This is a genomic window from Methanobrevibacter sp. UBA212 (assembly GCF_905233225.1).
Classification (GTDB): domain Archaea; phylum Methanobacteriota; class Methanobacteria; order Methanobacteriales; family Methanobacteriaceae; genus Methanocatella.
Genome location: NZ_CAJODJ010000004.1, coordinates 41,365 through 65,530 on the forward strand (window position 1 = coordinate 41,365; position 24,166 = coordinate 65,530).

Here is a 24,166-nt window from a genome sequence, read left to right on the forward strand (position 1 = left end):
AATTGAAGATTCACTTATTTTTTGATTTTGACTGTTTTTGTCACCTTTGTATTCATGTACTTTATGACAATTTTATGTTTGCCCACTTTCAGGTTCTTAAGATAAACTGTTGCAATACCCTTCTTGTTGGTTTTTGCAGAATATTTCTTTCCATTGATTTTAAAGATTACCTTTTTGCCTTTGAATGGCTTTTTGCCTTTGATTTTAGCGGTATATTTGATCTTTTTGGATTTCTTCTTGGAGATATTTTTAGCAAACAATACCATTTTGACTGTAACGGTATTTTTCACCTCGGCATTTCCGCATTTGGTTATTATGGTGTATTTTTTCGGAACCTGATTGATTTTAAATGATGCAAATCCATTCTTGTCAGTTTTGGCATTTATTACCTTATTATTGATTTTGAATGATACGTCCCTGCCTTCGCCAACAGGTTTTCCGTTGGAATCTACAATCTGAACCTTGAATACTGAATTGTCGCTGTAAAATACAACCATATTCCTGTTGCCTATTATTTTCACAGCAGTATTGACTAAAAAACTGCCGTTGATTTCTCCATACTTCTCATCACCAGGATATGTCCATTTGATGCTTTTAACTTCTCCTAAAGAGGATATGTCCAAGCTTGCAATACCGTCTCTAATATTTGCATAGAAATTCCTTCCATCAACATCAAATAAAACCCTTCCTGTTGCATCTTTCGGCAAAGTGACGGTGAAAACATTTGAAGCGGACAAACCGGTTTCGACCTGACTTTCATCAATCACATACTTTTCAATAGTGATTTGTTTATCCTGTGAAAATGAATTGTATTTACCATTTCCGCCAAATGAAACTGTAATGTTTGTGTTGCCTATCGGCAATTTTGGAAGAGTGAACGATGCAACACCATTATTGACAGATTCATTATATGTCTGTCCATTCAATTCAACACTGACAGTGCCGTTAATATCATCGGCCAGATAAACATTTACTAAAACTCCGTTGGCAGTATTGACATAGTCCAATTCCAATTTGGAATCCATTTTTATTACTTCAATATTTTTCTTATAGTATCGGTTATTTACGGAAAATGTTTCAGAACCGCTTTTCAAAGCGTCATATTGGAAATCGGCTTCACTTTCCTTAATCAACACACTTGAATCGGACAGAGGATTTAAGGTTGAAGACAGTTTCACTTCCCAGTCAGGCATGACATCCCCCAACTCCCTGATGGTTCCGTTTTCATTGACCTTGTTTAGGGTAATCTTATACGTATTTGAAGAGCTTACATAAACAGTTTCATTTCCTTCAATTTCCATTATCACATAATTGTCCGGAAATACAACATCACTGAGCTGATATTTACCAATCAATTCCTTGAAGAATGGGTTATTTGAGCCCCAGTAGTTATTGTTTGAAATGAAATCACATGGAACATCCTGATACGGAACGGAATACAGTGCAGAACCTGCAATCGCAATGTTATTGTCAAAAATTGAATATTCGATGTTGAAAGTGGCATAGTTATCATCATCAACCATTTCAGTCTGAGGGATTAGAATAGCTCCGCCCAATCCTGAAGCATGTGTCCAGATGTCCCATCTTGTTGCCTCATTTTCCTTAAAGATACAGTGTGATACCTGAAGCCAGCTGCTCAAGTAATTTGCAAGGGCTCCACCGTCACCCATCAGTGCCTTGTTTTTATAAAATGTGTCATTGTATAAAGTCATATTTCCGGCTTTGGAACATATTGCTCCTCCCCAAGACAAAATTGAGGCCTGACCGTATGCATCAGGAGAGGATTCAACCCAATTATATTCAAACAGGTCATTGGTACTTACGACATTACCCAGTTCAGGATTTTTAGTGTCATAATATCCATAAACATACATTGCACCACCGTTACGTCCCGCAAAGTTGTTTCTGAATGTATTGTTGTTGGATTTGAGGTTTCCTGATAAGAAAATAGCTCCACCCTGGATTGTTGCGGAATTTGAATCGAACAGGTTGTTTTCAATAATCAGCTCTTTTTGTGAATAGTATCCTATGGCACCACCGTTCAGGGATCCTGTATTGTTAACAAACCTTGAATTGTAGACTTCCAAATCTCCATTGGATGCCCTGAGAACATTTGTCATTGCAGAATTAGTTGTTGCATCATTGATTATTTCATTGTCTTCAAAATTGGAGCCATATATGGAAATGTCTGAATTATTGGATTCACCTAAAACAAATCCGAAAACGGTAGATACGGATGACTTGACATGGATGAAGCTTCCAGACATATTGACCTTATTGAATGACATCCTTCCGGAATTGTAGATTATGCCCCCATGAATCTGGACTGTGCTTGCCCTTGCGACAATACCATTATTGGAAATGTTGGTATTTTCAATCATCAAATTACCTGAATTTCTAATCAACAATCCATATACATATAATAAGCCGTTTCCTGAGCAATTTATGAGAGAATCAGCAAAATTGGAATTGTTGACTATCAATTTACCGTTATTTACAATTGCAGCATTCAGATTGCCCGCTGCAATCTGCTTTTGAGAGGCGAATGTTACATTGTCAAACATTAGCTTACCGCCATTGGTAATTGCTGAAGCAGACTGAGGATTGTAATTCAATAAAACTATGTTTTTCAGAGTCACATCACCTTCCTGGCCAATATTGAATAATTTCGCATCTGAGGTAGTGTTTATTGAAAATCCTTTTCCATCAATGACAACATTCTTATTGATTGGAATTCCATCTTTTAAACTGGAATCCAAACTGGAATTGAACTCGTAATCCTTGTCCAATTCAATGAAATCATTTCCATTGATTAAACCGTTCAATATCTTGTAACATCCAACCTGAATGTCAGTGTCATGTATGCTTTTAACGATAAAAGCAATTTCATAATCATTCTGCCTGTATCTGTCATCACCAGAATAGTGTAGCGTTACTGCATATGAATTTGGAAGCAGATTTTTTAATGTGAATGTTGTTGAACCGTTCTGAAGAATTTGCGGTTCTGTATCGATGCCGATTAATGCAATATCTCCTGTAGCATCATCATTTAAATCCACATCTATTATCACATCATCCCCTTCAAAACTTATTGGATTTACAACGTTTACATTCATTGTAGGGGCAGTTTTATTTTTGATTACTTTAGTTTCATTCAAATACTTGTTTGTTGCGATAATATATACATTTAAATCACCTAAATCAGGATTTTCGCTTCCCCAATAATTATAATCCATATTATACTCTGTTACAGGCTTGGAGGAACTTACGCTAAACAATATGTTCCCCTCATTTTCATAAATCAAATTATAATTAACATTGAATTTGGTTTCATTGCTGGTTCCTGCAAAAATTCCTCTTTCAACGGTATTGTTAACAATTGTGGAATTTGTAATTTCAAGTTTTGTAGGTCCAGACATTAAAAATATGCATCCCCCCTGATTAGAAGTGGATTTACGCAATTCATTATACTCAATCTTAGCATTTTTAACTGTTAAGGTATTGTTAATATTCCCATAACCATTATTTCCAATATTGAATCCATATAATATTCCAGATGAATCCTCAATACTGATATTTTCAACATACACCCTGTTCGGCCTATTTACTACATAAATCAAACTTAAAACACCGTTGCCTACATTTGAGGTCTTAGCAAAGGTAACATTTGTAAGATTCTGAAAGCCCTTACCTGACAGGTAGATAATGTTTCCGGATGATGTGTATGTATTGTCCCTAAATTCACAGTTGGCAATGACAGTCTCTCCAGCGGCACTCCATATGCCATATTGACCGTCATTGTTTGTAAACACGCAATCAACAATTTCGTTTCTGTCATCATTTCTAAGATACAGAATCGCATTGAACTGACCAGGTTTTATCAAGTCAAATGTCAGATTTTCAAATCTTAAGCTGATGTGATTTCCGTTTTCATTGTATGGTGATTCAAATACGTTTCTGCTATTCAAACTTGAAGTGACAATAACGTTTTTGTTTTCACCGACAATATTCAATGATTTTGTTAAAGAAATTGAATTTTCATCATACCTTCCTTCATATACAAATATTGTGTCATTTTCATCGGATTGTGAAACCGCATACTTGATGGTTTTGTATGGATTGTCTGAAGTTCCATAACCTGCATCATCAGTTCCATCCGGCCTTACATATTTAACCTGATTGGATTGAGCATCAGCCAGTGAATCCGAATTGTCTGTATTTAATATTGTTTCTTCAGGATCATTACCTGTATCATCATAACCATAATCTGATGTTTCGATTTCCAAATTTTCGACATTACCCGCTTGCAAATCTGTAGAATTTGAATCTTCAATGAAATCCACAGCTGAAACGGCTGAAATCAAAACAGCACCAATTATAATTATGGCAAATATCGCCGAAAGTCTAATTTTCATTGTCCATTTCTCCTTTTATTAATAAAATTAATTAATGTAATAACATTATAATAAAAATAAATAAAAAATTATTACAATTATATTTATGAATTTTAATATACTTAATTTTTACTTTTTTCATCGAAATAACGGCAGTATTACTTTTTATAGAAAAAATAAGGTTATTGTAATACTTTTAAAAAGTTTTAATCATTTTTAATTGAATTAATTTATTCAAAAACAATGATTTTATAAAATTTTTTTCAAAAATTAACCCTACAAAAAAGAAAAGAAAAAAAATAAAAAATAAATTGAATTATTTTTTAATTTTAATGGTGTTTTTAACTTTTAATCCCCTGTAAATTGAGAAAATCTTATGTTTGCCGACTTTCAAATTCTTCAAGGTTACTGTTGCAACGCCCCTATTATTGGTCTTTGCAGCAAATACCTTTCCATTAATCCTAAATATAATTTTTTTATGAGATAAAGCCTTTTTACCCTGCTTTAAAGTTGCTTTGAACTTGATTTTCTTGGACTTCTTTTTGGAGATATTCTTTGTGAACAAAACTTTTTTAATGACAAGATTATTGGATACACTTATGCCTTTATATGTTGCAGTGACCTTATAGCTACCTGGTTTTAAATTGAATTTGGCCAATGCATATCCCAAATTATCCGTTTCCGCATAATACACGCTCTTGCCGACCATGAACTTGACGATTTCACCTTTGCCATTACTGACCTTAACCTTATATGCAGATCCATCACCATAATACATGACAACATCCTTATTTTCACTAATCACCTGAGCCACCTTCATATTTCTTTGCAGGGTCTCTCCGGTAGATGGATTGGCAATCTTTACTTCATAGTTTTTATCTGATTTTATATCGCTTAATTTTAAGGAAATTCTTCCGAAACTATCGGTTTTTGTAGAATATTTCACTTCACCGACATTTACCTCAACATCCGCATTGACCAAAGGAGCTCCGAGACCATTCAATAAAACCGCTTCAAATTCATTGCCATTGATTGAGCTTGAAGTTATGATGCTTGAAATGAGCTGAATAGTGCGCTTGTCTGAAATATCAAGATAGCTTTCATCACCATAGAAGTTAACCATAACATCATAACTGCCGAAACCAGGCAATTTGGCAGTTATTGTCGCTTTGCCGCCCCAATTGGTAACTCCAATATATTGAATTCCATTGATGATGAAAAAGACCTGACGATTGGCAATTGAATTTCCATTGACATCTCTTAAAATGACCGAATAAACTGCTTCACTCTCAGAATAGGACAACAAATCATCTGCAATCATTTTAGTCTTATTGACAAGAACTACAAAATTGGAATTGAAGAAGCTGCCATAATACTCGTCAACAAGCCGGCAATTTAAAGTATAGCTACCGTAAGGCAAATCCATTAATGTCAATAACGCCCTGCCATTTTCAAAATCAATTGTGCGATTGTCATTGCCATTGATTGTGACGTTCAATGATGAATTGATGTCAAATGGGCTTTCAAAATTGATTATTACATTATTTCCATCCTTAAGAACTTCAACTTCAATGTCCGCATCGATGACTGTGACCTCCACGACATAATTGGAATGGCCATTTCTATAGCTTGCATTTATATTGAATTCTCCCTTATTTTCAAAGACATGGGTGAAAGTGGCATTACCGTTTTCTATTTCGGCAAAGTAGTCTATTCCGTCAATATTCAATCTCAAATTGCCTGACTTAACAGGATTGTCAAACTGGTCATAAACCATAGCGGAGATATTGACCTTATTGAACTCGTTTTCAACGTTCAAGTCAACAAAATGCTGGAGCTCATATGATATCGTAAATGCCTTGATACAGGCCACCTGAGAATTGAATTGATGACCATTATCCAAATAGGATGTGTATGCATAGTCATACAGGTCAATCCATTCCACACCATCCTTACTGAAAAATGAAACTCCAGTGGTGTTATCCTTTTTGCTTGCAATCTCCCACTCAGATACTGCAAATTCTGCACCATCCTTAGCATCAAGCTTGAACCTTACCTTAAAGGTATCATTAGGCTGCAGCGGAATATAATCTCCCAAGTTAATTGTTATGTATCCAGGATCACATTTTCCTGTTTTTGTTAGCTTAAGTTCATCATTGACAAAAATGAATAGGGTGTAATCGGTTGGCTTTCTGAAATAGCTTGAAACACCTGCCAACATGTCATAACCTGTTGCGTTGAATATGTTTTCAACCCATACCGTATTTTTACCAGTGGCGAAATAATTTGTCTTTCCGATTAGGTCATATTGGTAATTCTTCTCGTATTTTGCAGAATCATTGAATACAAAGGCATAGGTTGCATCGGGAATTCCGACTTCGGCAAACACCTTATCATAATATGACACATAGAAATATCCGTTGTCTCCCCAGTCTGTATTCCAGCTGTTCTTGACTATCCATGCACCATCTCCCTCCGGAACGGCAAAGAAATTATCCTTTGAATATGAATCGTCCCATCCGACAATTGCAACTCCATGATTTGCATATGTAGGCATCGGACAGTAATATCCATTTGTCACATCATTAAAGTAGTATCCTGAAAAGAATATTCCTGTAGAAACTGCGCCGTATTTCATTACCGCTTCCTTTATGGCATTATTGTCTGTGTATCCCTCGCGTTTAATATAGAGTATGTTTTGAACATGAGTGATAGGGTCCAGAAGTGGAGACAGCATACTGTAATCATCATAATTATCGATTCCCTCCAAAACAGGTCCGATCCAATTTACAAGATATCCCAAGGCCATGTCATCATAACCGCCGTTGTTGGTTTCAATTGTGGACCATCCATAGTCTGAATACTTCTGCATGATATTCTTCATGTTCTCTTCCGAAAGGTCAAGCTTCATGCCTGATGCCTTCAGAATGGCTGATTCCAATGCTGCTATGGATGCAAATGCCCAGCAGTTCCCTCCACTTTGCTGGTCCTTGACGGGTGTGACCATTCCGAACTCCCTCAAATCATAGGAAGTCGGTATGAATCCATAATATTCGTAATCCTTGTAAACCATAGTATATTCTGCATCATTAAGGGTCACCATGGTAACATTTGTTTCGAAAAAGTCATTTTCTACAGGCGCATGGTTGCCTTCATAGATGTTATAAAAAATCTTGTCTATTGAGTTCATCATCGAATGAACCGCACCGCCGAATTGGGATGCCGTATTTCTCAGGAACTGGTTGTTTTCAAGCTCAAAGAATTTCAATTCGTCTGCAAAAATGGCTCCCCCATTTCTTGCATGATTATCTCTAAATACTGAGTCTATAAAAGATACCGAATTATACAATGCATAAACGGCTCCCCCCTCATACTTTGCAGTGTTGTTTTCAGCAGTGAAATGTGTCAATGCAATATTTGAATCCAATGCAGTTATGGCTGCCCCAAAAGTTGAGGAAGAATTAGAAACATACAAGTTTGATGCCTTCAATTGGGATTTAAGCAGATAAAAAGCCCCTCCAGCATCGTTGATTGAATAGTCATTGGTGAAATTGCTGTTCTCTATTTCTACTGAACATCCATATAATGCAACTATTGCTCCGCCATAGTTATATGCATAGTTATTGAAAAAATTGGATCTTTTGATGATTAATCTTCCACCAGTGCTATGAATTGCACCGCCATATTCCCCAGTGTTGTTTACCAATGTACAGTTTTCAAGCGAGATTAATGGTGAGTTTGATTCTGACTTGTAGGCCTTAATGGCACCGCCGAATGAATTGGATGCGGAATTAACAAGATCGGTTGCTTCGGTGTATGTTGGAATCGCAGTGGCATCACGAATTACGGTGTTTTTTGCATAAAATGTTCCTCCTTCAACATCAATGTTGAATCCTATAAGAGTCACATTCTCAACGATGAAAGTCTTTCCTGGATCAATGAACAATATTCCAGTCTTATCAGGTCCGGTATATCTTAAAATGGTCTTATCGACATTCTGGCCTATCAAATTGATTCCATTAACATATTTGTTCTGAGAGAAATTGTATTCCCCATCAGCAAGGTAAAGCGTTGATGACACCTGAAACCTTGAATAATCAATATGATTATACGGATTGTCCTTAGATCCGTCCCCATCAACATCTGATGAACTGTTGAAATAATAAGTGGCACCTTTCAAATCCGATGATAACACATCGGAATCGTCAATAGATACATTATTTAAGTCATCAGTCTGTAAAATTAAATCCTCATGAGTGCTGTTTTCATGTGCTGAAATTTGAGGAGCAACTGCAAGCACAATCAGCATTACAAGTAATAAGAAAATAAATTTATGTTTTATGTTTAACAAGTCTACTCACCAACATTAAATAAGTTATTAATATTTACTATGATTATTTACCATTTAAATAACTATTTAATACTTTTTTTAGAAAAAAAGCCCTTAAAGTATTACTTAAGTTAAAAGAAGAAATAAAAAGTATTACTTAAATCAAAGAAAAACAAACACAAAAGAAAAAGAATTATATAAAAAAACAAATTATTTAACAAAAAAATTAATTTATGACAATATTTCCTTAGAATAACAAATATTTAAATTTTATTTAAAAAAAAACATCTTTTTTACATTAATAAAGCCAAACAGGGAAAATAAACGAAAAACTAAAACATTATATAACTTATTACTCCAAAGATAATCTCATAATAATTAATTAATAAATAATATTACTAAAATTGTTGAGGAAAAAAAATGAAAAGAAAAATATTAATTCTGACAACATTGACTATTCTGATATTGTTTTCCAGTTTTGCTTTTGCGCAAGACGACTCAACAGGAGAAATAGTCAGTCTGGAAAACAATACCGAAGACCATATAATTGCTGAAAATGCAAATGAAGACATTATATCGCAAAATGAAAACGAAATTTACACCGCCTCTGGAGACGAAATGTTTACAAAGCTGAACACCGAAATATCCAACAACAACGAAATATCATTATCAAAAAATTACACATACAACTCAAGATATGATTTTTCATTGAAAAACGGTATTGACATCGTGAAAAACACAACAATAAACGGAAACAATTTCACCATAGACGGAAATGGCATCCTATCAATATTCAACATTAAAAACAATGCCAAACTCATTTTAAATAATATATGCATCAAAAACACATTCAACGGAGACACATCAATAATCAACAACCAGGGAGAACTGATATTCAAAAATGTCAATTTCACATCATCAAGAACAATTTCACAAACTGGCAGCGGTTATTTCAGAGACATCTACAATGCAGGAACTCTGACAATAACAGACAGCAACTTTATCGATTCCGAATTTGAAATAAGCACAACGGCAACTACAAATATGCATAACATAAACGTGAGAGGATTCATCGACAATCACGGACAGGTAAGCATATCAAATACTATCTTTGACAACAACAGATTCACTCCGACAAACAGATTCGGAAACAATCATGAAATCTCAACAATATTATTTAATGATGCTAACGCCGCAGTTATTCTAGACAACATAACCGTCACAAACAATGATGTCCGATACACCTCTTCAGCACAGCCTGTCTTTAGAGGACTTATAAGAAGCGAAAACGGAAATTTGACAATTAAGAACAGCCTATTTGAAAACAATACCGCACTGTTTTCAGGCAATTCTCCGCGTTTGGGAATAATATCTGCCAATGGGAACAAACTATTAATAAACAATACTCTCTTTAAAACAAACGAATTTAACGATGCAGCTATTACATCATCAGCAGACAATATAACAATAGTCAAAAACGTGTTTGATTCAAACAAATTGGACAAATACATCATTCAAAATAAGGGGTCTGGAACATTGAATGTAAACAATAACCTTTTCCTCAAAAACACTGCCCCATACAAATTGATTGATTCCCCAACATTCAAAACAAACATTGATGAAAATTACTGGGGAACAAATGACCCTGACTTTAGGGATATAGCTTCAACAAGTTCAACACCGACATACATTGTGCTGAATGTAACCGGCCCGACAGAAGTTAACGAAAGGGAAACCATATACAATATAACCCTAAATAAAGTTAACACCGGTTTAAAAATAAAGGACAATTCAATATATGATTATTACATTGATGTGCAATCAAATAACCTCGCAACATCAACTCCAGTCCCACTCAACAATGGAATCGGATACTATATCTATGTGCCAATTGATAAGGGAGATGATATGCTTACATTCGGAAGCATCAAATTAAAAGTAAATGTAACAGTCATTTTCTTAAGCGCAAATATTGAAATCATAACCGAATATGAAAATACCGCATTTGCAGGAACAAACAACTCCATAATCACAAAAGTTTTTGTAAACAAAGATTTTGGAATATATGAAGTTAAATTTTATGCAGACGGCATTGAAATTGGCAATAGCATTCAGGAGCTGAGCAGAACACCAAAAGAAATAATATTTACTGACAATACCATAAGACCGATTGATGATACAACAGTTGCCGGAGCAAACAACAAGCAAATAAACTATACCGTTTATGTTTATAGAAATGAGGATCTGATTGGCAACAAGACTCTCATTGTGCCGTTACTCTACAACGGATATCTGGGAAAAGAGTACGGATATCCGATTACCGATGTCGAATTCAACTATACCACAACAATTAACGGAGACATCATGATTCAAACACAGGATGATACAACCTATATCGGTGCATCAGTAACTAAAAAGGAATATGAATGGAGAACAGTCTTATCTTCAACATCTCAATTTACAGAAGGATTATTATATGTTCCCTATAATTGGGACAAGACCACCACAGGACCATATCCAGAATTTAACCTAATTTTCAATGACGTGAACATCAACAACAGAGTCATTGGAAAATACAAGGATCAGGCAAATGTCGGAAGTTATGGAACACTGGGTTACGGCGTTCTAATCTACAATGTTACCGATTGCATCAGAAACGGAAGAAATACTCTCAAGCTTGAAAAAGAAAAGGATCTAACCCCAGTATATCCTCCAACATTAATAAGCTTCTTCAATACAACCGGCAGCGAAACATTAAAAACCGTTTATATTAAAAACAGTGCCGATTTACTTTTTAATTCATATAATTTAGCAAACCGACCAATTGAAGCCAATACACAAATTATACTTTCAGACCTTACAAACATTACCAAAGCAACATTATACTCATTTGCGGCAGGAGCGGGAGTTGACGAAGCCGACTTGAAATTCAACAATGCACTCTATAAAAACATATGGGAAAACTCAACCGGCACAAACTATCACGGAGCATTCATTGCAGATGTGACAAGCCTCCTCCAAACTTCAAATAGAATAACATTCATATCCACAGGAGGAACAATCCTTTCCCTACAAAACATTTTAATTCTCTCCCATCCTTTAGTCAAGGAAAAAACACAAATCAAACTCGAAACTGAATATGCAAACACAGCATATGCTGGAACAAACAATACTCTGACTGCCAATGTGAAGATAAACAGAACAGGAACCTATAGCCTCAGATTGTTTGCCGACGGCAAGGAGGTCGCAAATGCAACACAGTACCTGACAACTGATTGGATTAAAATCCATTTAACCGACAAAACAGCTAGGTCGATTGATGAGACAACAGTTGCAGGAGCACAAAACCAGAACATAAACTACACACTTGCAATCTATCAAAACGATAGATGTGTAGCCAACTCAAGCCTGATCGTCCCACTTAGATACAACGGATATCTCGGAAAGGATTATGCTTATCCAAACAATATCAGTGAGTTCAACTACCAAAACACAATAAGTGGAGACATTTTAATCCAGATACAGGAAGATTCAACATATCTTGAGCTCGGACAGACAAACAGAATAGACAATTGGGAAATAACACTTCCAGAAAATTCCAACATCATAAACGCATTCCTATACATTTCATACAATTGGGACAAAACCAGCACCTCAGATTATCCAAACCTCTCATTGACATTTAATGGAAGAAACATCGAAAGCAAAATGGTCGGAAGATATAAAGACCAATCTAATTTAGGAACAAGCGGAAAATACGGATATGGACTATTGATATATGACGTGAGCGATTTGATATATAAAGGCCAGAATTCACTCACCATTAAAAAGGAAAGCAGATTGACTGCAGTATATCCATCAACATTGATAACACTATACAATACCACAAACAGCAACAGCTTGAAAAACATTATCATATGCAACAATGCAGACCTGCTTTTAAATTCATATAACCTGGCAGACAGGCCAGTTGAATCTGTAAGCACTATCAATGTTGACCTTCCGGAAAACATTTCAAATTCCACAGTCTACATTTTCGCATCCAGCGCCAACAACGGCGATGCAGACCTGAAAATAAACAATCAAACCTACAGCAACATTTGGGAGCAATATTCAAATACACAGCACAATGGCGTTTTCAAAGTTGATTTGAACAACAGCATAAAATCAGAAAATACCATAAGATTCATCTCAACCGGTGGAACAGTCCTTGCACTGCAAAACATCATTGTAATAGAAATGCAGACCCAAAACAAAGAGACAGACAAACCGGAAAACAAAAGCACACCCGCAGAAACAAAAGTAACAATTAAAACAACTCCAAAATTAACATCAAAGAAGAAAACATACAAGGTCAAAGCCAAAAAGAAAAAATTGACTGCAACACTTAAGACAAACAAAGGAAAAGCAATATCCGGTGCAAAAATTACCTTTAAAATAAAAGGTAAAACATACAAAGCCAAAACCAACAAAAAGGGTGTTGCAACTGTTAAAATAAACCTAAAGAAGAAAGGAAAATACACAGTAACAATCAAATTTGCAGGAAATAAATTATATAATGCCAAAACCATAAAAACAAAACTGATTATTAAAAAATAATGACTGACAATCATTATTTTTTTACTATTTTTTAAGTAATAAATATCAGAAAAAATTTATATTGATTCCTCACCTAATTCTTTTAAAATTTTAAAAATAGAATCATACCAACTTAAAATAGCATATTCGATTTAAATTATTTTAAATTATAAATTAAATGCTAACTAGTTAATCATTTGAAAAATAACAAATTTAAACAGTAATACTTAAAAAACATTTAAATACATCAAATGAAAAAATGATTTAATGTATTAATAAATTTTATTTTTTTATGAATAATTTAATACAATATTATTAAAATTTAATAAAAAGGAGATTATGACAATGAGATTCATGCTTAAAAAATCAAGCATTATTCTGATGATTATATTGGCGTTTATCATTGCGATAGGCACAATATCTGCGGCAGATGCCAACATGGAAAATCAAACAATATCTGCTGATGACAATACAGATTTAGAGACAATACAAGAATCACCATCAGATTGTAGCATTTTAAATGCTGATGATACCAAAGGAACATATAAAGACCTGAATGATGAAATCAAAAAAGGCAATGAAATCAACCTAGAAAAAAACTATACCTTCGATAAGGATATTGATGTCGGATTAGAAAAAGGAATCTTAATAAACAAGACCGTGACAATCAACGGTAACGGACATACAATCAACAGTACAAACCTAACCAAATTGTTCGACATCACCACTACAGGCAATTTAACATTGAACAACATTGTCTTAATTAGCGATTACGGAAACTACAATCAATTCAACAGCAATCGCGAAGATGCAACAATCAGAAACAACGGAATAGCTGTTTTAAACAACATCATATTCACCACAGTTAAGCAAGCCGGAGGCACAGGCAAGGAAAGTATAGGCGCTTCCATCTGCAACAAGGGACAGATGACCATCACAGACAGCAGATTTGTTGACTCAAAAATTACATCAAATACACAAACAACTTATGGATTAATCGAAAACACAAACGAACTAATCATAAAAAATACTGTATTCGACAACAATTTCGTTGAAATCAGCACAACATACACCATAACATATGCAAATGCCCTAATATACAACAATGGAAAATTGACATTGTATAATGTCAATGCAACAAACAACAAAATCAAGACCAAAAATTCCGCACAGGGAATGATCAAGGCAGCAAGTTCAAATAGTGAAATCACAATACACAACAGCCTTTTTGAAAATAACATCATAATTGCAGAATCAAATTCCGCACATGGTGCCGCAATTCATGCCGAATCAGGAACCATGAAAATATACAACTCAAAATTCATTAAAAATACTGGAACATATGGATCTGGAGCCATACGTGACGGTGCTGAAAGCGTTTATATAAACAATACTTTCGAAAGGAATTCTGCAAAAAATTCCGGAGCTATATACTGTTACAATTCCAAAAGCACTTTCATAAACAACAGATTTATAGAAAACAGCGCAGAAGAAGATTGTGGAGCATTATACATAAACATTGACATGCAAAATGACAGAGACCATCCATTTACCAACAACACATTCATAGGAAATGTGGCCGGAAAAGACGGCGGAGCAATATATGCGTCCAAATCATTGGGAAACTACGGATCTCCAATTGAAAACAACATCTTCATTAACAATGATGCAAAAAGAAATGGTGGAGCAATCCTTTACTCCCCAGGTTACGGCTCCAAATACTTCATCAAAAATTCAATATTTAAAGGAAACATTGCTAACAACTATGCGGTAATCAGCAACTTCCAGGATTCCAGCAGCGAGTTGACAATTCAAAATTCAATATTTGAAAACAACAAGGTAAGGTCAAAAAGCGGAGTACTGGTACAGTATAGAATTGCAAACTTTGAAGATAATTACTGGGGATCCAATAATCCTGATTTTAGTAAAATAGGTATCAAAACACCCCCATCCCAAATCATTTTAATGACAGTTGAGGGGGACGAAACCCCTACAAGCAATTCAATCTACACCATCAGCTTTAAGGACAACGTTACCGGAGAAACTGCCATAATGCCCGATTTTGCCGTTAACATAACTTCCGATAAAAATTCCCTAATCCCAAATTCTCTTGTCATCCGTGATGGAATTGGCAGTTTCAAATTAAATATTAAGCAAAGCGGAGAAGATACTATAAGGGTTTTGACTGACGATGATGAAAAGGCAAATATTACAGTTAACGCTTCCATCAATATCACTGAATTCTACATTATTGCCAACGATGTGACCGTCGGCGAAAAGTTGAACTTGACATTAGAAGTTGTCAATGGCCCTGAAACATGCAATTACATCTGGAAGATATATGATGCTGACAATAAGTTAATTGAAACCGGAAAAGTCACCAAAGACAATGAAATCAATTATACAAAATCATATCCTGCAGGTAATTACACCATCAAGGTCAAATTGGAAAATGTTGACGGATGGGCAGATAAGGAAGTCAATGCTACCTTTGAAATTAAAGAAATTCCGGATGCAGACAATTCAACAGAACCTCAGCAAAATGAAACAACCAACAACACAAATCCAACTCCAACACCATCACAAAGTAAAACCAATGCCAAACAAGCAGCAACCAAAATAACTGCCAAAAAGAAAGCCTTTAAAGCCAAGAAAAAAACTAAAAAATACACAATAACTTTAAAATCTGGTAAAAAACCTATTAAAAAGGTTCAAGTCACTCTAAAAATTAAAGGAAAAACTTACAAAGCAAAAACAAATGCTAAAGGTAAAGCAACCTTTAAAATCAAAAAGTTAACTAAAAAAGGAAAATACACCGCAGTTATAAAATTCAAAGGAAATGCAAATTATATCGCATCATCCAAAAAAATTAAAATTATTGTCAAATAAGGAATATAATTCCTTATTCACTTTTTTTCTTTCAAACCAAACTCCGTTCCACCCCATTTGAAAAAAATATTAATTTTCTTATTACTTGCTAGCGATTTATAAAATTAGTCAATAGCGTCCTATTTGATTTAAATATAACTAAATAAGCTTATTTTAAGAAAATAAGAAATAACAACAAGTAATACTTTAAAAATCTTTATATAGTTATTACTTTAAAATTAAATATGTATTAATCGGCAGAATTAATACAAATAACTGATTTAAAAAAGGAGATTAAAAAATAATGGATACAAAACCCAAAAAACTAATAGTGATTTTAGCTATTGTTTTTTTAGCATTGATTAGCATTAACATGATATCCGCTAATGAAATAGACCATCTAAACGGAACTTCTAATTCACAGATATCTCCAGATAGTGAAACAACCGATTTTGATGGTGATGAAATATATGTAAAGCATGATGTAGAGGTTTCCGGAAACGGCAGTTATGACCACCCCTACAAAACAATCAAGGAGGCAGTCAACACTGCAAATGCCGGAAAAAAACCTGCAACAATATTCATACATGCCGGAACATATGAAGAAATCGAAATGGAAATCTCCAATTCATTAGTCATCAAGTCATATGATGGAGAGGTAACATTAGATGCTAACAATAATGGTTGGTTTTTTTATTCAAGTAAACAAACAAATTATTTATCATTGCATGGTTTAACATTCAAAAATGGAATAAATTACGATGATTCTGATTCAACAGTGGGAGGCGTTGTAAGGAGCGAAGGCCATTTGGATGTGGTCAATTGTACATTTGAAAATAATTTCGGAGGCACAGGAGGGGGAATAAACTCCCATAACGGAGCAAATATTATCAACTCCACCTTTAAAAACAATAAGGCTGAATATAATGGTGCAGCCGCATATGTTCTTAATGGCCAAACAAATATAATCAATTGTACATTCACCAAAAATACTGCTAAACGCCAAGGCGGAGCCTTAAGAATCCAAGGAGATACATATATTGAAAAATCAATATTTGAAAACAATGTTGCTGCATTATCCAGCGCTGCAGGAGGCAATTATGCCGGAAATGGAGGTGCCGTTAGAGTCACTGACGGGAACCTGACCATTGAATCTTCAATTTTTAGAAACAATTCTGCAAAATATGAAGGAGGAGCAGTATCTGCAGGAGACGACAGCCAATATTCCACAGTGCATTATGCATTGAATATCAATAATTCCACATTTACTGGCAATAGCGCACGTCATGGAGGTGCAATCATCGCAAACGATGGAATTAACATGGCCAACAGTACCGTATCAGACAATTATGTGCCATATACCATTACTGCAAGATATGGACAAGGATCTGGAATATATGTGCTTAGGGGAGACAGCATACTTATTGGAAATAACATTTCAAACAACACAAACCAGTACAATAGGGATGCCGTAGACGTTTATACCTACGAGGGAAACATCATTGAAAGAGGCAATTCAATGGGACCCTCTTCAAAAATTACCACAAATAACGGTAAAGTAAGCAACGAAATCACCCAGAACCCTACCATAAGAAAACCACAAATTGTCATACAGCATGGAAAGTCCGTGCAAAAAAGCGACAATACAGCAAACATTCCAAAAAACAACAATGAAAAAGATTCAAACCAAAACCCAGTAACTGAAACTAATGACAATCGCAATCCAAATCAAGATCATGTAAATGAAAATAAAGGTGAAAGTAATTTAAATGAAGAGAACAATATCAAAGAAAATCTGGATACTTCAAATTCTCAAAATTCACTTCCGATTCATACAAGTTCAAACAGCAATAAAAATAATGCAGAAAATATTGAAAATGCAGTTAGAACAAATTCATCAAGTGAAATAAGAAATGAAGGCAATCTAGGGGACAAGTCCGAACTGGACAACGGAGAGTCTTCACAAAATGATGCATCAGCACGTGAACTTTCTCCAATAAAGTCAATAATTTCAAATGAATATACCGTACCCGCAACCATTATTGTGCTAATAATGTTTTTAGCATTTATAATTGGATATTTAAGAAAACGAAAAGATGATTAAAACAAATCATCTTTTTTTAAATTTTTTAAAATCAGAAAAAAAAACTAATTCTAAAATAAAAAAAGAGTAAAAAAAGATTAATTAAATAATCTATTTAATTAATTCTTCGCCTTTGTCGACAACTATTTTACATGGAACCGGTAATTTCATACCTGCTCTTTTGAGTGCAACTTTAGCTTCTTCAAAGTTTTTAGCGTTACAGTCAATAGTGATTATCTTTTGACCTTTTTTAACGATAGCTTCAACGGAAATAGGTTTACCGAAAGCGTTTCTCATACCGCTTTGTACCCTATCTGCACCTGCACCGGTTGCCATTGGGTTTTCCCTTACGATTTGGTGTGGGTATACTCTTAATTTTAAGTGGTATCCCATTCTACCAGCAGCCCTTTGCATCAATCTGTTAGAAGCAATCCTTGCTGCTTCTAAAGAGTTGTGTCTGATTTGAGCCGGTTTTTTAACAGCTAAACTTAAAGATACTGGAAATTCTTCTTTTAAGTTTCCCATATCGTATTGTACGATTCTTGAATTTGGGGTTTTTCTAATATAATCTCTTCTTGTGTAAGCACGAACCATTATTATTCCTCCGAAATAAATATAAATTGTTTTTAATTAAAAATAGCTGAAAATAGTGAATTTTCAATAATAGCTATATAAAAATTATATCGTAATATAATAGAATACTTAAATATATTGATTAAGTCATTAATAAAGGTTACCATATTTTTGAAATTTTTGCCACCTAAAATATTTTAGGCAATAAACAATATATAATAAGATATGAAAATCAGCGGAGATCTTACTTTCAAATATAAAAGTGCAGATGATGCAAAGGTAGTGTTTGATTCCCTTGAAGTTGACAATGAAAACTACCTTAAATCAAGATTAAACAATGATGCTATCGAATATGAAATAAACAGTGAAAAATTAGGTTCTTTTCTTGCAACAGTCGATGATTTGATTGCTTCTGAAATAGTTGTCGAAAAAATCGTCGAAAAAACTAAACAATGAAAAGTTTTATATAAATAAAAAAAACATATATTAAAATTAATATATATTAATTCGTTATGAGAGTGTAATTTATGGAATGCTATTATCATCCTGACAGAGACGGCACAGATTCATGTGCAATATGCGGAAAATCAGTTTGTAAAGAATGTGGATTAGAACTTGGCGGCAAAATTTATTGTAAAGAATGCTTAGAAAAAATCATTGGGCTTGAATCTCAAAATAAAGCAGCACAACCTGCTCAAAGTGAACCTGTGAAAACTGAACCTGTAAGACTCAATAAGCAGCCTGCCGAAGAAAGTATATATCAAACACAAAATGTTGCTGAGGAAGTGCCTCCGGCACCTGAAGTTCAGGAAATCAAGCAAATTCGCGATGATTCCCCGTATAACATAAAGGATAATATTGAGTATAGTCCGGGCCCTGAAAGCTCATATGAAAGGGAACCTGTTCAACCTCAAGTAGAACAGCGCCCAATCTCTCAAGAACCACAAATTGCACAAAACGAAGTACCTATTCAACAAAATGAAATTCCACAACAAGCTCCTGGCGTACAGGATGAATTCATTTATCCGGACCATTCATACGAGCCGGAACCAACAACTGCCAGAAGGGATTTGGAAGACAAATATGAAAAATATTTGGATGACTTATACTTCGATGACAATGTTCCTTTAGGCGAACAATTGGCTAAAGATGAAGAGCAATATGGCTCATTAACCAGAAAGGAATATCCTGAAAGGGAAGAAACCCTCTTGAAAGATCAAAAACGAGCCCCTGCACATGAAACTCCAGAAGAAATGGAAGCTAGAATCCGAGCTGAAATTCTAGCTGAAAAAGAAGGCGGCAGAAAAGGCAAGGACAAAAATATCCATAACTTGAACTATCAGGAAGAAAAAGAGTCTATGAGTGCTGTTGACATCATTTTAACAGTATTATTAGTTATAATAATCTTGGTTGTAATATACTACCTGATATATGTATTCATATTACATTCATATTATCCAACATTCATGGAAGCTATTTACGGGCTTTCAAACCCACAGAATGTAATCAACAATATGGTAAGTCCGCCTCCATCAGTATAATGAAATTTTTTCATTGCGGACTTTTTCTTTAAATTTTTTTAAACTTTTTTTATCTTTATAAGCTAAAACCCTGATATTTGACGGATATCTGTCAATATATTGGGATATTACTTTTTTTGGAATTGGATTTTCCAATATGCTCAAGACCCTTTGTTTAAAATGGGAAGAAAATCCTTGAAGTATTGATTTTTCCAATGATTCCATATCATCAAACGGCCTATTGACAATTATGTTTTCGGCCAGCTTCTCATTGAACAAATTCAAAGATGAGAGCTCTTCAAAAGAATAAGTGTTTGCGGTGTCTAAAATGGCTTCCTCATCCCTGATGCCGTATATTATTCCATCGTTTTTAATTTCTCTTTTTAAAACCTCAATGGTTTTTTGAGGCATCATATCCAAAACATTGTCAAAATCATCCTCCAAAATGCTTTGGCGAATCAGTGTGCCGCTTACGCCTTCAATCCTCTCAACAAAAACGAATTTGCCAGCATAGTCAAAGCCTATTTTTGAAAGGGAATTCGAAAACGATGTTATCACGTAATTGTCCTCCTCAAGCTTGCCCCTCATAAGAATTTCATTGGTTGTCTTATCCACTATCTTATAAGGTTTTGAGGCAACATGATGGCCCAAATTAATTCTTCTCAATATCTCATCCATTCCGTCAACGGGCTTGTAACCTCTAGGAATATAATCAGTATTCAATGCCTGAAACATCCTGCACAGACACAGGGAATACTGTCCGGATCCCATGATTCCCATCGGAGGACCTTCAACAACTATGTCCGCCCCTACAGAAACCGCAATTTCCGCCCGCACTTCGCGAGGCAGTATATATGGTATGCCCCTCCCGCTTCTTTCAAAGAGGCCAGGCACAATAGCTACAAATAATGACTCGGGAAACATGTCCTTTGCATTTTTCATGCAGTGATAATGGCCATTGTGCAAAGGATTATATTCTGTGAAATCGGACACCAGAACAGTATCTGAGGAATTATCTGAAATTTCACATTCGGCATTCAAATCATTGTAGAATAACTCTTTATCCCTTTTGAGAATATTTGAAATTTGAGACATAATAGAAAATTTATTTTTTTAAATTAAAAAAAGTTATCTTTTAAAAATAGAAATGACAAATATTGAAACAAGCAGGTGATTATTATGGATTTAGTTTTAAAAAATTGTAGATTAGTTGATGAAGTTGGAGAACATTTCATAAAAGTCGATGATGGAAAGATAACCGGAATTTCAAAAACACCGCTAGAAGCCGCAGAAACTATTGACATCGAAGGCAATTATGTGCTCCCAGGCTTTATTGATCCACATATACACTTCAGAGATCCTGGACTAACCCAAAAGGAAGACTTCAAAACCGGAAGCATGGCTGCCGCAAACGGGGGATTTGCAACAGTGATAGATATGCCGAACACCCTTCCAAAGACAAACACATACAGGGCACTTGAAGAAAAAATCAAAATAGCCAAAAGCAAGTCCGTCGTTAACTTTGAACTTCAAGTCGGCCACAGCAATCTGGATGAAATGAAAAAGATGATGAAGCTGAATCCGATTTCAGTCAAGGTGTTCATGGACCTTGAAAGCGATGAAAGCCTGGAAAAAATATTCCATGACCTGTCCATTCTCAAGGAAACCACCTCATATAACGGGCTTGTTGCTACACACTGTGAAAAAAAATCCATAGTCGAATCAGAAACCGAAAGGCTGAAACTGAATGAGGAAAATCCTGCCATTGACTATACCTACGCCCGACCAACCAAATCTGAGGACGAATCCGTGAAACAGGCAATCGAACTTGCAAGGGCCAATGACTTACGTCTGCATATATGTCATCTAAGCTCAAGCAAATCACTAAGTATTGCAAAAAGTGCAAGTAAAAGCATGCCTATAAGCTGGGAATTTACACCACATCATTTGCTGCTTGATAATTCAGCATACAATATATATGGCACATTCATAAAAACCAATCCTCCACTAAGACCTGAAGCGGACAGCGTGAGAATCGGAAATCTGGATGAGGAGTCAATAATCGGAACCGACCATGCCCCTCATACACTTGAAGACAAAACAAAAGGAACCTGGGCATCATCTCCGGGAATACCAAACCTTGAAACTGTAGTGCCTCTGCTTTTAACTGAAGTTAACAATGGAAATCTTGACTTCAAGCTGATTCCTAAGATTTTCAGCGAAAATGCGGCCAAAGTCTACGGATTGAACAGCAAAGGAAAAATAGAAATTGGCTATGATGCCGACTTTACAGTTATTGACTTGAAACGGGAAGGCAAATTTGACATTTCAGAATTTAAAACAAAAGCAGAATACTCTCCATTTGACGGTTGGGAATATAAAGGACTGCCAATAATGACAATAGTCAATGGAAAAGTAGTAATGAATAAATTATAACTAGTTTTTTAAAAAAAAGAAAAAAGTAAGGTGTGTTAACACACCTATTTGTAACATAATGCGTCTTCAGGACATGCCTCAATACATTGACCACAAAGGGTACAGAATCCTGCAATTGGTAATTTAGGATTGTCTGTTTTGTGAATCATGTCATAAGGACAAGCTTCGATACAGTCACCACATTGATCACATTTAGATGGGTTGAATGCAATTCTGTCTCTAATGACAGGTTCGCCGTTAATGGTTACTTCATATTGTTCTACTTTCAATGCATCGTTAGAACACATGGAAGCACAAGCACCACATCTAATACAGCTAGCAAATGATGGCTCTAAATCTGTTTCCTCTAAAGCAGGGCAGCACATACCAGTTTTGGTAACTACACGAATAGCTTCAGTAGGACATTTGTTTGCACATGCACCGATGAAGTCACATTTTTCTACATCTCTTCCAATACCTTCTGCATCTACAGGAGCACCTTCACCCCATTCCACATCAATTTCTAATGCGTCAACAGGACAGAGGTTTACACATAAACCACATGCAGCACAGACACTAGGAATTGCAACAGTTAAACTAGCACTGTTTGCAGCGATGAAATCACCAGGACATGCTTCGACACAAGTGTTACATCCAATACATTTAGCTGAATCGAAAGTGAAAGATTTGATTTCTTTTGTACGTTTGATAGGTTTTTTCTCAGCAATGAATATTGCATTCCAAGGACAGGTTTGAGAACATAAACCACATCTGATACAATCGTCACCTACAGTAACAGGACTGCCGACTTCTTCAAGAGTAATTGCGTTTACAGGACAAGGTTCTACACAAGTTCCACATCCAACACAATCTTTGATGTAAACAGGTCCTTTACCATCAAGATCTAATTCATATTCAGCAGGTTCTTTAATACCTGGAACACCAATTACATCGACTGGGCAAATGTCAACACATTTTTGACACATTACACAGAAACCTTCAACTTCTTTTAATTTTTCACCAGTGACTTTAATGGTTTCTTGTGGACAAACTTCTTCACATTTACCACAGGAATCACATAAAATAGAATTGAATACTAATCTTGGTTGAATAATACCTTCAGCAATTTCGAATTCTTCTACTTTTAATGCTCCTTGTGGGCAAACGTCAGCACATTTAGGTTCTTCACCACAAGTGTCACAGTGAATAATAGCATTAGGTGTTACATCAATAGCTGATGTAGGGCAAGTACCTTCACAAGCACCACATTTTATACAGCCATCTTCGTTAAATACAATCATTTATAAAAAACCCCCTTAAATTTAGAATTTTTTAATGAGGTTTCCTTCACTGTCTACAATATCTACTTCAGCTAATCTCATTTGACTATCCATTGAGTGGGTAG

Annotated in this window: 11 protein-coding genes; 6 read left to right on the plus strand and 5 right to left on the minus strand. The window is 35.1% G+C overall.

Annotation, left to right across the window (positions count from 1 at the left end; all coding sequences use genetic code 11):
- Nucleotides 1-14: 14 nt before the first annotated feature.
- Together QZ138_RS01320 and QZ138_RS01325 are read right to left on the minus strand one after the other, a co-directional pair.
- Complete coding sequence (locus tag QZ138_RS01320; RefSeq protein ID WP_292885237.1) at nucleotides 15-4,415, minus strand: hypothetical protein; 4,401 nt, start codon at nucleotides 4,413-4,415, stop codon at nucleotides 15-17.
- A 295-nt stretch (nucleotides 4,416-4,710) separates the two neighbouring features.
- Complete coding sequence (locus QZ138_RS01325) at nucleotides 4,711-8,745, minus strand: C1 family peptidase (RefSeq protein ID WP_292885240.1); 4,035 nt, start codon at nucleotides 8,743-8,745, stop codon at nucleotides 4,711-4,713.
- A 399-nt stretch (nucleotides 8,746-9,144) separates the two neighbouring features.
- Here QZ138_RS01325 and QZ138_RS01330 point away from each other — a divergent pair, with 399 nt between their 5' ends.
- The 3 genes from QZ138_RS01330 to QZ138_RS01340 all read left to right on the plus strand — a co-directional run bounded on the left by QZ138_RS01330 (nucleotide 9,145) and on the right by QZ138_RS01340 (nucleotide 18,274).
- Entirely contained in the window at nucleotides 9,145-13,323 is a 4,179-nt protein-coding gene (locus QZ138_RS01330) for a DUF3344 domain-containing protein (protein ID WP_292885242.1), read from the plus strand.
- Nucleotides 13,324-13,647: 324 nt separating this feature from the next.
- A complete protein-coding gene (locus QZ138_RS01335; RefSeq protein ID WP_292885245.1) occupies nucleotides 13,648-16,191 on the plus strand; it encodes a hypothetical protein in 2,544 nt (847 codons plus the stop codon).
- Nucleotides 16,192-16,474: 283 nt separating this feature from the next.
- On the plus strand, nucleotides 16,475-18,274 hold the full coding sequence (locus QZ138_RS01340) for a hypothetical protein (RefSeq protein WP_292885247.1): 1,800 nt from the start codon (nucleotides 16,475-16,477) through the stop codon (nucleotides 18,272-18,274).
- A gap of 90 nt (nucleotides 18,275-18,364) precedes the next feature.
- On the opposite strand, the gene rplJ is transcribed toward QZ138_RS01340, so the two are convergent.
- Complete coding sequence (rplJ, locus tag QZ138_RS01345) at nucleotides 18,365-18,847, minus strand: 50S ribosomal protein L16 (protein ID WP_292885249.1); 483 nt, start codon at nucleotides 18,845-18,847, stop codon at nucleotides 18,365-18,367.
- Between the two features lie 204 nt (nucleotides 18,848-19,051).
- Here rplJ and QZ138_RS01350 point away from each other — a divergent pair, with 204 nt between their 5' ends.
- Together QZ138_RS01350 and QZ138_RS01355 are read left to right on the plus strand one after the other, a co-directional pair.
- The gene (locus tag QZ138_RS01350) at nucleotides 19,052-19,282 is read left to right on the plus strand and encodes a KEOPS complex subunit Pcc1 (protein WP_292885252.1); all 231 of its coding nucleotides are present in this window, start codon (nucleotides 19,052-19,054) and stop codon (nucleotides 19,280-19,282) included.
- A gap of 71 nt (nucleotides 19,283-19,353) precedes the next feature.
- Nucleotides 19,354-20,367: a hypothetical protein gene (locus QZ138_RS01355; RefSeq protein WP_292885255.1), complete on the plus strand. Its 1,014-nt coding sequence runs from the start codon at nucleotides 19,354-19,356 to the stop codon at nucleotides 20,365-20,367.
- Here the strand turns inward: QZ138_RS01355 and QZ138_RS01360 are convergent.
- Nucleotides 20,359-21,441, minus strand: coding sequence for a nucleotidyltransferase family protein (locus tag QZ138_RS01360; RefSeq protein ID WP_292885257.1), 1,083 nt, complete (start codon nucleotides 21,439-21,441; stop codon nucleotides 20,359-20,361). The two genes, QZ138_RS01355 and QZ138_RS01360, sit on opposite strands and share 9 nt — an antisense overlap.
- An 84-nt stretch (nucleotides 21,442-21,525) precedes the next feature.
- Between QZ138_RS01360 and QZ138_RS01365 the strand changes: the two genes are divergently transcribed.
- Nucleotides 21,526-22,782 (plus strand): dihydroorotase family protein, encoded by a 1,257-nt coding sequence (locus QZ138_RS01365; protein WP_292885260.1) that lies wholly within the window; start codon nucleotides 21,526-21,528, stop codon nucleotides 22,780-22,782.
- Nucleotides 22,783-22,826: 44 nt separating this feature from the next.
- On the opposite strand, the gene QZ138_RS01370 is transcribed toward QZ138_RS01365, so the two are convergent.
- Nucleotides 22,827-24,062 (minus strand): 4Fe-4S binding protein, encoded by a 1,236-nt coding sequence (locus tag QZ138_RS01370; RefSeq protein ID WP_292885264.1) that lies wholly within the window; start codon nucleotides 24,060-24,062, stop codon nucleotides 22,827-22,829.
- Nucleotides 24,063-24,166: the final 104 nt, after the last annotated feature.

Excerpts from the sequence above, each read along its gene's own strand:
- QZ138_RS01320 (WP_292885237.1), bottom strand. The coding sequence starts at position 4,415 with ATGAAAATTAGACTTTCGGCGATATTTGCCATAATTATAATTGGTGCT.
- QZ138_RS01330 (WP_292885242.1), top strand. The coding sequence starts at position 9,145 with ATGAAAAGAAAAATATTAATTCTGACAACATTGACTATTCTGATATTG.
- QZ138_RS01335 (WP_292885245.1), top strand. The coding sequence starts at position 13,648 with ATGAGATTCATGCTTAAAAAATCAAGCATTATTCTGATGATTATATTG.
- QZ138_RS01340 (WP_292885247.1), top strand. The coding sequence starts at position 16,475 with ATGGATACAAAACCCAAAAAACTAATAGTGATTTTAGCTATTGTTTTT.
- rplJ (WP_292885249.1), bottom strand. The coding sequence starts at position 18,847 with ATGGTTCGTGCTTACACAAGAAGAGATTATATTAGAAAAACCCCAAAT.
- QZ138_RS01350 (WP_292885252.1), top strand. The coding sequence starts at position 19,052 with ATGAAAATCAGCGGAGATCTTACTTTCAAATATAAAAGTGCAGATGAT.
- QZ138_RS01355 (WP_292885255.1), top strand. The coding sequence starts at position 19,354 with ATGGAATGCTATTATCATCCTGACAGAGACGGCACAGATTCATGTGCA.
- QZ138_RS01360 (WP_292885257.1), bottom strand. The coding sequence starts at position 21,441 with ATGTCTCAAATTTCAAATATTCTCAAAAGGGATAAAGAGTTATTCTAC.
- QZ138_RS01365 (WP_292885260.1), top strand. The coding sequence starts at position 21,526 with ATGGATTTAGTTTTAAAAAATTGTAGATTAGTTGATGAAGTTGGAGAA.
- QZ138_RS01370 (WP_292885264.1), bottom strand. The coding sequence starts at position 24,062 with ATGATTGTATTTAACGAAGATGGCTGTATAAAATGTGGTGCTTGTGAA.